The organism is Nitrosomonas sp. Is35, from assembly GCF_033063295.1.
Taxonomy (GTDB): Bacteria; Pseudomonadota; Gammaproteobacteria; order Burkholderiales; family Nitrosomonadaceae; genus Nitrosomonas.
Genome location: NZ_JAWJZH010000001.1, coordinates 3,105,404 through 3,118,619, shown reverse-complemented (window position 1 = coordinate 3,118,619; position 13,216 = coordinate 3,105,404). Strand labels below are relative to the sequence as shown.

Below are 13,216 nucleotides of genomic sequence, written 5' to 3'. Positions count from 1 at the left end.
GGCTTCCTAGCCGAGTTCGGCGCTTATTCTGGCGATACGCATTTCGCGCACACGCGCATTGATGGCCGCGGGCAATGCCGTGGCATCCGGGATGCGCTGGCTCAATTCGGCAGCAATGGCGCCGGCATCGACGCTTCTGGCCGCGGCATATGCTTGCTGAAACCGTCCGGCTTGAACATAAGGCTTGGTGGCATAGCCGGGGCGGCCGTGAAAATCGCACGCGCAAGCCTGCAAAAATTCTTCGAACCGGCCGGGCTTGCGGTAGGCATCGACCGCTTGCAACATGTCCGCCAGCGTGGATGGTTTCAGTTCTGCGGCGCGATGCACGTCGCCGTGGTAACGGGCGACCAATAAAGCCAGATCACGGGCATCTTTAGGTACCCGGATGCGTTCGCATACATTCTGCGTCAATTCGATGCTGCGCGCCTCGTGACCGATATGGCGAGGCCACTCCTCGGGTGGCGTAGTGCCTTTGCCCAGATCATGCATCAGCGTGGCAAAGCGCACTGGCAATGAATAATCTTGCGCCGCGGCGTAATCGATCGCCAGCATGATATGCACGCCGGTATCGATTTCCGGATGCGCGTGCGCCGGTTGCGGAACGCCGAACAACACATCGACTTCCGGCATGATGCGCGCTAATGCGCCGCATTCGCGCAACATGTGGAACATCCGGGACGGGTTATTCTCCATCAAACCGCGCGACAGCTCCTGCCAAACGCGCTCTGGCACCAGCGCATCCACTTCGCCGTTATGCACCATGTCGCTCATCAAGGCGAGTGTCTCTGGGGCAGCGTGAAAATTGAAACGCGCGGCAAACCGTGCTGCACGCAGGATGCGTACTGGGTCTTCGGAAAACGCGGGGCTGATATGACGCAGAATACCGGCTTCCAGGTCGGCGACGCCGTTGAAAGGATCGATGATGTTGCCATCTTCGTCTTTGGCGATTGAATTGATGGTCAAATCGCGCCGCGCCAGATCTTCCTGCAACGTGACCTGCGGTGAAGTGAATACTTCAAATCCTTTGTAGCCGCGCGAAATTTTCCGTTCCGTGCGCGCTAGGGCATATTGTTCATGCGTTTGCGGATGCAGGAAAACCGGAAAATCCTTGCCGACCGGACGATAACCGAGCTGCTCCATTTCCTCGGGCGAAGCGCCGACGACGACATAATCATGATCTTTGACCGGCAATCCCAGCAGTTCATCGCGAACCGAGCCGCCCACGAGGTAAGTTTTCACGGGTTATTTCGCCCTGACAACGCCCAGGCGCTGCTTGAGTGTCGGCGCATCTTGACCGTGATCCAGCACCTTGGCGTAATACATCGAGTTTTTCAAAACCTTTTTAACGTAATCGCGCGTTTCGTTAAAAGGGATCGTCTCGGCGTAAATCGCGCCTTCCAGCGGCATGGTATTGTCACGCCAGCGTCTGGCGCGTCCGGGCCCGGCGTTATACGCAGCGGAGGCCAGCAACGGCTGATTGTCCAGCGTGCCGAGCACGTGCTTGAGATAATAGGTGCCCAGCTGCAAATTGGTATTCACGTCGACGACCAGGTGCTGGCGGAAATTCGGTATGCCCAATTGCTTGGCCACCCACTCGGCGGTGGCGGGCATCAATTGCATCAAACCGGCTGCTCCGGCGTGCGATTTGATATCCGCAATGAAGCGGCTTTCCTGCCGGATCAAACCGTATACCCAAGCTTCGTCCAGTTCATGTTGCCGCAGAACTTTTTTGAGGGTTTCACGGTGTGGCGATAAGAAGCGCAAACTGAAGTCGTGCTGCGCGACGGTACGGTTGGCGGTGTTGATCGCACGGTCATATAGACCTTGGCGGCGGGCAACTTCCGCCGCGGCCAGCAGCTCGGCATCGCTGAAGTTGCGGATAGTCCAGCTCCATTCCCGCAGCGCTTCGGTGCGCAAGTTCATGCGCGAGAAAGCCAACGCACGTTGCAGGCCGGGGTTACGCTCCATGGCGGATACTTCCGCGTTACTGACGCGGTAAGTTTTGTCCGCGATGGTCAGTATGGTGCCCAATTCTTCTCTGGCCAGCTGACCATAAAAACTGTGCTCGTTACTGAGCGGAATAAAAATGTCGTTGGCATCCGGCGTTCTGCCTTTAGTTTTTAACGCACGCGCTTTCCAGTAGCGCCAGGTATCGATTTGCTGTTCGGCGGGCGACATCCGCTCGATGGTTTTCAGTACCTCATCCCAATTGCTGGCGCGCAAAGCCGCGCGAACGTGCCATGCCAGCACGGTATCCGAGGGCGGATAATACGGCGTCATGTTTTGCGCTTCCCGGAACCAGTCCAAAGCGCGTGAATCATGCCGCATGGCGGCGCGATGTCCGAGTCTTCCGAGGAAATAAGAACGATCGGATGCGGTCAGCTGATCCTTGACTTTCAACCACTGCACATACGCCGGGTTGGTATCGTTACGCAGCAGACGTAACAGAGCGAACAAGACAATTTCACGGTCACTGCGTGTTGTGATTTTTCGTTTCAGAGTTTCCAGGTAACGCTGCGGATTCTTCGCGGCATTATTCAACTCGGTGCTGTTCAGCGCTTCTATGCTGGGTAAATAGCGGTTTGCATGCGTAGCCACGCCGGTTTGATTTTCTTCCAATGCCAAGCGGATTCGCGTCCAAATGTCTTCAACTTTGATCTGACCGCTAGATATAAGCGCTTGAAAAACAGGCGTACAGCTATCCGGCAGACTGGCCGGTGTAAACCATAACGCGCGGGCTTCGGCCAGCACTGTACGGTCGTTGGTATTCAGGCGGCGCTGATAGTAATAGCACAATAATTCATTATCTTTATTCACCAGCAGCGGATATTCAGCGTCAAAAAGCGCCCATTGCTGATTCTTGCCCAGCATTTTGAGCCAGTCACCGCGCATCCGGTCTGCAACCAGAGCGCCGTCGTAACGCGACAAGAAATAGCGGATATTTGCGTTATCGGTGGTGCGTAGCAGCATGCGTTGCTGGTAGTAATCTACATAAGGCCATAGCACATGGCGTTGCAACCGCGCGGCGGATTCATCGAGGCGCTTGGCATTGCCCGACTGGAATGCTTCCCGTGCAGTTAAGAAATCAGCATCCTGGCTGGCTGATAACGTTCCCCAATAAGCTAAAAGGATTAGTCCAACAAGATAATTTCTCATAGCTTTTAACCGGATAAACTCAAGGAAGGGTAATTAAGAAACGGATGCAAGTATTTTACAACGAATCAAGCGGGAAGAGCATTGCAAAGTACCGCTGCGGGATGGATGCAAGGATACGCGCGTGGAATGGGAGGTGTGTTCCGGTCAGGCAAACCCTTCCGTCTTACGGATTATTTGTTCATAGTACAGCGGTTCTCGATATCCGCCATGATGGAATCGGCGTAGCTGAGATCAGACTTCACGATGGCGCCAAAGTAGGGATGCCGGTAGAGATCGGTAAAATCGCGCATGAGATCGCACCAGTCTTCCAACACAATGAACTCGTTGCTCCTGAGATGGTACGAACTGATGCGCGGTTCAAGGAATGCCAGCGCCCATTGATTGACGCGCTCAATATCCGCGGGACTGAAATCCTGCGTATCGTTACGCTTTGCGCGCGCTATCAGGTCCGCAAGTTCTTGTTCCGATGCAACCGCCAGATGCGCTTGACTGATTAGTCCCGCGAGCGATAGCTGATGCGCGATCTGAATCGCCTCGCGGTTCTGTTGCAGCTCAAATACCACCAGCACCATACCCGCTACCACGGCGAGGTTGGTGATGATGGTGATTAGCCGTTCAAGTTTCATTGGTATTCTTGATTGTTATTTTGCATTCAGTCTTTTCGGAATTTTTTACCAGCTCTTGTAACTTGTTGTGTCATAGAATAGCTTCCATAACGCTTTTGTTTCTGGTTATTTTAAACTGTTGCCGATAAGGCGTAACTGCATTATCAAGATAGGAACATCGTCTTTAATAATGCTCCATAGCGTATCGTTATCAATTCCGAGATAACCGTGAATAAGCCGGTTGCGGGTTGCAATTACCTGCCGCCAAGGTACTGCGTTAAAGGTTTTTTGTATTTCATCCGGTATATGCGTTGCAGCTTCTCCGATAAGTTCGAGGTTTCGCACGGTGGCGTCGTAATTCAAACCTGAAGCCACAAACGCTGCTTGATCCAATCCTTCTGTATAAACCAGTACCTTTTCCGCAAAGCCAATCATATCATTCAGATAAAACCGCCATTCGCGCTCAGACATCAATCGCTTCTCTCTCAATAAAAGGCTTTAATTCAGGGCGTAATGCTTTTTCTGTGACCAAATCGACTGGACGCCCTAATTGATCTTCCAGCAAAAATTGCACGCCAAAATATTTCTTGGAGGTCGCCGGGCCGTCAAAAGCGATCACAATATCGATATCGCTATTCTCTCCAGCTTCATCGCGTGCAGTAGAGCCGAACAGCACCAAGCGTGTTACGCCGAAACGTTCGATCAAATCAGGCTTAAGCAGACGAAGAGTGTCGAGAACTTGCTGGCGGTTCATCATGTTTATAAGCGCGGTATTACTGATAAGCCGCTATGCTACCGCATCGTCAACAAAATTTGCGCAAAATAGCTTCTTTTTTACTAGGACGGCTGTAAGGTGGAAGCCTGGCAAAGCGTTCCACCAAAAACAGATAAATGTATAGCGAGACGTTGTAAACGGTGGAGCACTCTAACGGGCTTTCATCTCACGGGTTGGCTCCTTCGTAGGTACTGCAGTGTCCTCTCGAACGAAAAGTTAGGAATCTTTGAATAACACATGAAGATCTTTGAAAACTTCTTCATGTGGATGGGCAGCGATGTACTGCTCCAGTTTTCTGACCCTATCCATCAGCGCAACGGTATCAACCTCGGCAGGTTTGTTTCCGTATGGCTCGCTTGATTCAAATACGGAATCCACTCTCCGAAAGAACACCTGCAGCGCCTGCATAATGTAAGAAATCTCAGGGTTGTTTACAGAGAGGTTGATTGAAATAAGCGTGAAGTATTTCATAAGGGGTAGCATTATTCAAACTCTTATGAGGTTTGACGGTATTGTAGAAGTTAATGAAACGGGAAAGCAGAATGCGCCGATCGGCGCAGTCTTTAAAGGAAATCTGGCTGTGCCACATATCCATCAGGGTGCGGATGACTCGTTCGGCTTTGCCATTGGTTTGCGGACGATTGATGCGGGTAAACTTCTGTCCGATACCGTGTTGTGTGCAAGCTTTGCCGAAGGCATGGCCGTCAGTTCCTTTAAATTCCTTGCCGTTATCGGAATAAGCGCAGTCGATCTGATACGGACATTGGGCAATGACAGTGTCTATGAGAAAGCGAGCTGCGCTGTGTTGAGTTTTATCGGGAAAAATATCGGCATACAGCTCCCTGGAAAAATCATCGATGGCCACAAACAGGTACTCGCGAGGTTCATTGGCGGATTGCCCTTTCAACAAGGAAAGCCGCTTGGTATCAAAGTGAACAAGCTCACCTGGGTAAGACTTGTTATAGCGTTTGGCTTCACGCTTGAGCCGTTCCTGGATGGCTTGTTCGACCTTAGCCAGGCGCTTAAGACCGTATTGCAACGTCTTGAACCGCTGATTGGTGCTGTCACGCGGCGTAAATTCCTGCAGTCTCGCGCGTTTCAGTACATCATAAATCGTTGGCCGGCTGACATGAAAGCGTTCCGCCAAATGCGCCACCTTCCACAGCCGGGTTTGATAAAGCCGCCAGATTTCCTGACGATCTAATAAAGTTAATCGGGTGCGTTTGTGTATGTTCATCTACAGTATTCTCCCAAATACTGTAAACAACGCTAGTAATTCTTACAACTTAATATATAAGACATTTTGTCCAATAATCTTGTACGTAACACGAAACCAGGTCTCCAATCGCGAATATTGCGATCACCCCGTGAGTTTTTTTCTCAACCCAATCTTTCACCCCCCAAGCGCCGCAGGCAACTGCTCCGGTTGTGTACCCCCTGCCTGGGCCATGTCCAGCCGCCCGCCGCCGGCTTGTTACGCGACGAGCTTGATCAGTTCTCGGCTTTGATTTTGTCGTTTTAACAGTTCCATCACGCAAACATTAATCTGCCTTTAGGCTCCGGGATCGCTCTGCCCAATTCGCGAGCGGTTTCTATCCATTGTTCGATGACGGTTTTTATATTGGCAACAGCTAACTCGTAGGTTTCTCCGTCTGCCATGCAACCGGGTAATTCCGGAGCTTCGGCGATGAAAGTATGATTGTCTTCGCTCCAGTAAATGATTAATTCGTATTTAATCAATGCCATACTTCCTCATGCGATACTTCGTCAATAGCATTCCAACCTATAAGCAGGCAGTTTTGATTACTGCACGACTTTCGTTTCAACCCACCCTTTTACACCTTGAAGCGCCGCAGGCAGTTGCTCCGGTTGCGTTCCCCCAGCTTGCGCCATGTCCGGCCGTCCGCCGCCTTTGCCGCCGACTTGCTGGGCGACAAAGTTGACCAGTTCTCCGGCTTTGATTTTGCCGGTGAGGTCGGCGCTGACACCGGCGATTAGCGTGACTTTGCCGTCGGTGACGGTGCTAAGCACAATCGCGCAGGATTTCAGTGTGTCTTTGAGTTGATCGAGCGTTTCGCGCAGGGTTTTGGCGTCGGCGTTTTCCAGGTTGGCGGCCAAGACTTTCACGCCATTAACATCCTGTGCTTGCGATGCCAGGTCGGCGCCTTGCGAGCTGGCCATTTTGGTTTTCAGGCGTGCCAGTTCTTTTTCGGTTTGCCGCACGTTGTCGATGATTTGCGCGATTTTTTGCGTGACTTCCTGCGGGTTGGCTTTTAATGCGTGGGCGATTTCGAGCAGTTGCGCTTCGCGTTGCTGCACGTAATCGATCGCGCCTTTTCCGGTCACCGCTTCGACGCGGCGGATACCGGCGGCAACGCCGGATTCGGCAACGATTTTGAATAAGCCGATTTGACCGACTTGCGGCACGTGCGTGCCGCCGCATAATTCGGTGGAGAATTCGCCCATGCCGATGACGCGCACCACGTCCGTGTATTTTTCGCCGAACAGCGCCATCGCGCCGCGTTTGATCGCATCGTCGTATTTCATCGAAGCCGCTTCGACCACCCAGTTATTGCGGATTTGCTCGTTGACCAGGCGCTCAGTTTCACGGATTTCGTCGGCGCTCATCGGTACGTTGTGCGAGAAGTCGAAACGCAGCCGGTTAGGATCGACCAGCGAACCTTTCTGCGTGACATGCGTGCCGAGCACTTTGCGCAATGCCGCGTGCAGCAAGTGCGTTGCGGAGTGATTGTTGGCGGTACTGACGCGGGTTTGCGGATTGACCCGGGCTTGCACGGTATCCCGCACTACCAGGCGGCCGCTGCGCAGCAGGCCTTTGTGCCCGAATACCCCGGCTTGAATTTTTTGCGTGTCGGTGACTTCAAAAGTGCCATTGGCAGCGAGCAATTCGCCGCAGTCACCGACCTGACCGCCGGATTCGGCGTAAAACGGCGTTTGATCGAGCACCACCACCGCTTCGTCACCGGCTTCGACAAAATCCACCGCGCTGCCTTGCTTGTAAATGGCCAATACCTGGCCTTCGTGCTGTAACCTGTCGTAACCGTAGAACGTGGTTTGGTCACCTTTGTAGTCGAGGCCTTCCTGCATCGCGAATTTGTTCGCGGCGCGTGCTTGCTCGCGCTGGCGTGCCATGGCTTGTTCAAAACCGGCATGATCGACAGCGATATTGCGTTCGCGGGCGATATCGGCGGTTAAGTCGATCGGGAAACCGAAGGTATCGTAGAGGCGAAAAGCGGTTTCGCCATCCAGTGTTTTACTGTTCTGGCTGAGCGCGGCTTCCAGAATTTGCATGCCGTTTTCCAATGTTTCGGCGAAGCGCTCTTCTTCTTGCAGCAGCACGGCGGCAACGCGTGTTTTGGCAGCGGTCAGTTCCGGATACGCTTGACCCATGACTTGGCTCAAGTCTTCCACCAGTTGGTGAAAGAATGGTTGTTTCTGTCCCAGCTTGTAACCATGCCGGATCGCGCGGCGGATGATGCGGCGCAACACGTAGCCGCGACCTTCGCTGCCCGGGATGACGCCGTCGGTGATCAAAAACGAACAGGCGCGGATATGATCGGCGATGACTTTGAGCGAATTGTCGGCAAGGTTCTGCGTGTTGGTGGCGCGTGTAGCGGCTTTGATCAGGCTTTGAAACAGGTCGATGTCGTAATTGCTGTGCACATGTTGCATGACGGCGGAAATACGCTCCAGCCCCATGCCGGTATCGACCGACGGTTTCGGCAGCGGATGCAGCGTACCGGCGCTGTCGCGGTTGTATTGCATGAATACCAGATTCCAGATCTCGATGTAGCGGTCGCCGTCGGCGTCAGGAGAACCGGGTGGGCCGCCTGCCACGTCCGGGCCGTGGTCGTAAAAAATCTCGGAACAAGGGCCGCACGGGCCGGTATCGCCCATTTGCCAGAAATTATCCATGGTGGAAATCCGCACCACGCGGGATGGTTCGACACCGACTTCATTGAGCCAGATGTCGGCGGCTTCGTCATCTTCCGCGTAGACCGTCACCCATAATTTTTCTCGCGGGATATTGAGCGTGCCGGTTAGAAAATCCCAGGCAAACAAAATGGCGTTGCGCTTGAAATAATCACCGAAGCTGAAGTTGCCGAGCATTTCAAAGAAGGTGTGATGCCGTGCGGTGTAACCGACGTTTTCCAGGTCGTTATGCTTGCCACCCGCGCGTACACAGCGTTGCGAACTGACCGCGCGAACGTAAGGGCGCTTATCCTGGCCGAGGAACACATCCTTGAATTGCACCATGCCCGCGTTGGTGAACAATAAGGTTGGGTCATTGCCCGGCACCAGCGGGCTGGATGCTACGATGGTATGACCGTGCGATTCAAAGAATTCGAGAAATTTTTGTCGTATTTCGCTGCTTTTCATATTTTTTGTTGCTGCTCGTGTCGTTCTAGTTCAGTCACTGTTAAACCCAGCGCATCGCCCTTGACGATGGCCAGACTTTTAACTTTAGCCCGGATGGTGATTTCTTCGTTCATTTTGGGAAGATCGAGTTCGGTCAGAACCGTAATTTCGCCGCTGCTATCTTCCAGCACATAGGATTTCAGGTTGACCAGCGGCAAACGCGTGGGGTTTTTCGGGATGCCTTTTAATTTGACTTCCTTGCCGTCAAAATTAACCGGTGCTGTGTTGATTTCATGGATCGGTGTAATTTCACCGGCGCGCGCTGGGTAGCTGATGGTCAGAATTGCCATTAACATCATGGGAAGAAGCCATTTTTTCATATGCTTTCCTCGTCAGCTTTCGCTAGGACTTGCTGTATTGTTTCCATGGAAAAACCTCTATTCATCATAAATCGTATTTGTTTGCCGCGCTCTTCGCGCGTTCCGGGCGGGTGATCGTATTTCTTCCGCCAGATGTTCAGTGCGGCTTCCAGCTCAGTTTCTTTGAGCGACGGCAGGATACCGTCAATCAGATGGCCGTCGATTCCCTTGGTTTTCAGTTCATGGACGATGCGCTGGCTGCCGAAGCGGGAACGGCGGGTTCGTGCGACTTGCTCGGCCATGCGCCGCTCGGAAAGAAAGCCTTGTTGTTCCAGCTTATCCAGTACTTCCGCCAGCTTTTCCGTTTCACCGGAATCACTCGGCGCGGAAAGTTTCTGCTCCAATTCCCGGCGTGAATATTCGCGTCGCGCCAGATAACGCAGTGCGCGTATTTCTATCGGAGAGCGCGTATCCATACCGGTTATTTTTCTTTCTCAGCTTTGTCTTTACCAGCGCTTTCCTTGATCGGTTTTGTATGATCCGGAACGCCGACGATGGCTCTGATTTTTTGTTCGATTTCCTGCGCTATTTCTTTGTGTTCTTTCAGATAATCGCGCACATTGTCTTTGCCTTGGCCGATTTTCTCGCCTTTGTACGCATACCAGGCGCCGGATTTGTCGATCAGCTTATGCAATACGCCCAGTTCGATGATTTCGCTTTCGCGTGAAATGCCTTCGCCGTAGAGAATATCGAAGTCCGCTTGTTTGAACGGCGGTGCTATCTTATTTTTGACGACTTTCACGCGGGTTTCATTACCGATGGTTTCTTCGCCTTTTTTGATCGAGCCGGTACGGCGGATATCCAGTCGCACGGAAGCATAGAATTTCAGCGCATTACCGCCGGTCGTCGTTTCCGGGTTGCCGAACATGACACCGATTTTCATGCGGATCTGATTGATGAAAATCACCATGGTATTGCTGCGCTTGATGTTCGCGGTCAGTTTGCGCAATGCTTGCGACATCAGGCGCGCCTGCAATCCCATTTGCGGATCGCCCATATCGCCTTCGATTTCCGCGCGCGGCGTGAGTGCGGCCACGGAATCCACCACAATGATGTCGACCGAGCCGGAACGCACCAGCATGTCGGCGATTTCCAAGGCTTGTTCACCGTTATCCGGTTGCGAAATCAACAGTTCCTTGACGTTGACGCCGATTTTTTGCGCGTATTGCGGATCGAGCGCATGTTCCGCGTCAATAAAAGCGGCGGTTCCGCCCAATTTTTGCATTTCCGCGATGACTTGCAGCGTCAGCGTGGTTTTGCCGGATGATTCAGGTCCGTAAATCTCGATGATCCGTCCACGCGGCAATCCGCCGACGCCCAGTGCGATATCGAGTCCTAACGAGCCGGTAGAAACAACTTGTATGTCATAGGCGACATCGTTGGCGCCCAGCCGCATGATGGAACCTTTGCCAAATTGTTTTTCGATCTGGGCTAGCGCGGCGTCAAGCGCCTTACTTCTGTTTTCATCCATGATTTTTCCTGTTAAAAGACAATCAAATTATCGCATAACCTGTATTGCACCGACGTAACTTGTGATGAAGTTGTTTGGCTGGGTCAAAATTAGCATAGTAAAAAACTCGAGTATCCGGCTTGCCTGCGATATAATTGCATAATGTCGTTGAAGTGGCAGACATAAATGCGTCACCGCTTTCAGTAAATTTTAATTGGTAACAGAGGGAGAATAGCTATCCGAGTCATTTTATTAGGCGGTCCTGGTGCCGGAAAAGGTACTCAGGCCAATTATATTAAGGAACATTTTGGTGTTCCGCAAATTTCTACCGGCGATATGCTGCGTAGCGCTGTGAAAGCAGGAACGGAATTGGGCGTCATGGCAAAAAAAATAATGGACGCCGGCGGATTGGTTTCAGACGACATTATCATCAATCTAGTCAAGGAACGTATCACACAACCCGACTGTTCAGGCGGTTTCCTGTTTGACGGTTTTCCGCGTACGATTCCGCAAGCCGACGCCATGAAGGCGGCCGGTGTGCCCATTGATTTCGTCGTTGAAATTGATGTTGACGATGCGGAAATTGTGAAGCGTATGTCGGGCCGCAGAGTGCATCCCGCATCCGGGCGGACTTATCATGTGGATTTTAATCCACCCAAAACGCATGACCGGGATGATGTGACGGGCGAGCCGTTGATACAACGTGATGACGATAAGGAAGAAACTGTCCGGAAACGTTTGCAGGTCTATCATGAGCAAACTGAACCATTGGTTGAGTACTATTCAAAATGGTCGGCACATGGCGGGAAAGATGCGCCCCGCTATATCAAAGTAGCTGGTATAGGCACGGTTGAAGAGATACGTGATTCGATTTTCGCAGCATTGAAATAAGTTTTAGCCAGCCTCTTTTTTGATTCACAGAATGGATTCAAGACTCGGGATGCGGCAAGCCGCGCCTGAGTTTTTGTGCGTACAGATTCAGTAGAATGAAATAGCTTGCTTACGATTTGATTAATCAGGAGAAAAATATGGCAATTAAAAATGCATTTTATGCCCAATCCGGTGGCGTTACCGCAGTCATTAACGCTTCCGCTGCGGGTGTTCTGGAAACGGCGCGGCAGCATACCGATAAAATCGGCAATGTGTACGCAGGCCGCAATGGAATTATCGGTGCGCTGACCGAAGATTTGATTGACACCAATGCCGATTCGGCGGCGGCGATTGCTGCACTGCGTTACACCCCATCGGGTGCTTTTGGTTCCTGCCGCTATAAATTAAAAAGCCTGGAACAAAACCGCCGCGAATATGAGCGCTTGATCGAGGTTTTTAAGGCGCATAATATCGGCTACTTTTTTTACAATGGCGGTGGTGATTCCGCAGATACTTGTTTGAAAGTCTCACAATTGTCGGGCACGCTGGGTTATCCGATTCAGGCGATTCATGTGCCTAAAACCGTCGATAACGATTTGCCGATCACGGATTGTTGCCCGGGCTTTGGTTCGGTGGCTAAATATATCGCGGTATCCACTCGTGAAGCCAGCTTTGACGTAGCCAGTATGTCCAAGACTTCCACTAAAGTTTTTGTGCTGGAAGTCATGGGACGGCATGCAGGCTGGATTGCAGCGGCTGGCGGTTTGGCTTCAAGCCCGGATTGCGAGATTCCCATTGTCATTCTGTTTCCGGAAGTTACTTTCGATAAAGAAAAGTTTCTCGCCAAGGTGGACCGGTATGTTAAGGAATATGGCTACTGTTCGGTCGTGGTGTCGGAAGGTGTCAAGGGTAGCGACGGCAATTTCCTGTCCGATCAGGGACTGCGCGATGCGTTTGGTCATGCGCAACTCGGTGGTGTTGCCCCGGTAGTGGCGAATATCATCAAAGACGGTCTGGGCCTGAAATACCATTGGGGCGTTGCCGATTATCTGCAGCGCGCAGCGCGTCACATCGCTTCCAAAACTGATGTTGAGCAAGCCTATGCAATGGGTAAAGCTGCAGTGGAATACGCCATAGCCGGACATAATTCGGTCATGCCGACGATTGTCCGCGAATCCAGTTCACCGTATAAATGGTCGGTCGGCATGGCGCAGCTTTCCAGCGTAGCGAATGTCGAGAAAATGATGCCGGCTGATTTTATCAGCGAAGATGGATTCGGCATCAGCCCAGCCTGTCGTGAATATTTGGCGCCGTTGATCGAAGGGGAAGATTATCCGCCGTACAAAAATGGTTTGCCGGATTATGTGCGGCTGAAGAATGTTGCGGTTGCTAAGAAATTGGGTGAATTCAAATTATAATATCAGGGTATCAAGCAATTTGATCAGTGTTGTAATGAAGTCATACACCACTGATTTGGTTGTTAAGTAATCGTATATTCAAAAAAATTTGATGCATTCAAGTAGTAAGAACAGATAAAATACGTCCTGATTTTTTATTCAAG

General features: G+C 51.7%; 13 protein-coding genes and 1 pseudogene. 2 read left to right on the top strand and 12 right to left on the bottom strand.

The features are described from left to right. Positions 1 to 6 precede the first annotated feature (6 nt). From R2083_RS14500 to recA, 12 genes and pseudogenes are all read right to left on the bottom strand, one after another. A complete protein-coding gene (locus R2083_RS14500) occupies positions 7 to 1,239 on the bottom strand; it encodes a multifunctional CCA addition/repair protein (RefSeq protein WP_317538876.1) in 1,233 nt (410 codons plus the stop codon). A gap of 3 nt (positions 1,240 to 1,242) precedes the next feature. Next, positions 1,243 to 3,156 (bottom strand): lytic transglycosylase domain-containing protein, encoded by a 1,914-nt coding sequence (locus tag R2083_RS14495; protein ID WP_317538875.1) that lies wholly within the window; start codon positions 3,154 to 3,156, stop codon positions 1,243 to 1,245. 170 nt (positions 3,157 to 3,326) lie between these two features. After that, on the bottom strand, positions 3,327 to 3,782 hold the full coding sequence (locus R2083_RS14490; RefSeq protein ID WP_317538874.1) for a hypothetical protein: 456 nt from the start codon (positions 3,780 to 3,782) through the stop codon (positions 3,327 to 3,329). Between the two features lie 105 nt (positions 3,783 to 3,887). Next, entirely contained in the window at positions 3,888 to 4,232 is a 345-nt protein-coding gene (locus tag R2083_RS14485) for a DUF86 domain-containing protein (RefSeq protein WP_317538873.1), read from the bottom strand. Continuing rightward, a complete protein-coding gene (locus R2083_RS14480; protein ID WP_317538872.1) occupies positions 4,225 to 4,518 on the bottom strand; it encodes a nucleotidyltransferase family protein in 294 nt (97 codons plus the stop codon). The genes R2083_RS14485 and R2083_RS14480 overlap by 8 nt, the downstream gene beginning before the upstream one ends. Positions 4,519 to 4,957: 439 nt before the next feature. After that, positions 4,958 to 5,773 (bottom strand): integrase core domain-containing protein, encoded by an 816-nt coding sequence (locus R2083_RS14475; protein WP_317537428.1) that lies wholly within the window; start codon positions 5,771 to 5,773, stop codon positions 4,958 to 4,960. Positions 5,774 to 5,909: 136 nt separating this feature from the next. Beyond that, positions 5,910 to 6,004 (bottom strand): annotated as a pseudogene (locus R2083_RS15435) (DHHA1 domain-containing protein); the annotation flags it as partial. A gap of 62 nt (positions 6,005 to 6,066) precedes the next feature. Further along, positions 6,067 to 6,282, bottom strand: a complete 216-nt coding sequence (locus R2083_RS14470) for a type II toxin-antitoxin system HicB family antitoxin (RefSeq protein ID WP_317538871.1) — start codon at positions 6,280 to 6,282, stop codon at positions 6,067 to 6,069. Positions 6,283 to 6,339: 57 nt separating this feature from the next. After that, entirely contained in the window at positions 6,340 to 8,937 is a 2,598-nt protein-coding gene (gene alaS, locus R2083_RS14465) for an alanine--tRNA ligase (RefSeq protein ID WP_317538870.1), read from the bottom strand. Then, on the bottom strand, positions 8,934 to 9,296 hold the full coding sequence (locus tag R2083_RS14460) for a hypothetical protein (protein WP_317538869.1): 363 nt from the start codon (positions 9,294 to 9,296) through the stop codon (positions 8,934 to 8,936). The genes alaS and R2083_RS14460 overlap by 4 nt, the downstream gene beginning before the upstream one ends. Next, positions 9,293 to 9,751: a recombination regulator RecX gene (recX, locus tag R2083_RS14455; RefSeq protein WP_317538868.1), complete on the bottom strand. Its 459-nt coding sequence runs from the start codon at positions 9,749 to 9,751 to the stop codon at positions 9,293 to 9,295. Before recX ends, R2083_RS14460 begins: the two co-directional genes overlap by 4 nt. 5 nt (positions 9,752 to 9,756) lie before the next feature. Next, the gene (gene recA, locus R2083_RS14450; RefSeq protein WP_317538867.1) at positions 9,757 to 10,806 is read right to left on the bottom strand and encodes a recombinase RecA; all 1,050 of its coding nucleotides are present in this window, start codon (positions 10,804 to 10,806) and stop codon (positions 9,757 to 9,759) included. A 216-nt stretch (positions 10,807 to 11,022) separates the two neighbouring features. Here recA and adk point away from each other — a divergent pair, with 216 nt between their 5' ends. Both adk and R2083_RS14440 read left to right on the top strand, forming a co-directional pair. Then, complete coding sequence (gene adk / locus R2083_RS14445) at positions 11,023 to 11,676, top strand: adenylate kinase (protein ID WP_317532106.1); 654 nt, start codon at positions 11,023 to 11,025, stop codon at positions 11,674 to 11,676. A gap of 137 nt (positions 11,677 to 11,813) precedes the next feature. After that, positions 11,814 to 13,073: a 6-phosphofructokinase gene (locus R2083_RS14440; RefSeq protein ID WP_317538866.1), complete on the top strand. Its 1,260-nt coding sequence runs from the start codon at positions 11,814 to 11,816 to the stop codon at positions 13,071 to 13,073. The last annotated feature ends 143 nt before the right edge of the window (positions 13,074 to 13,216 follow it).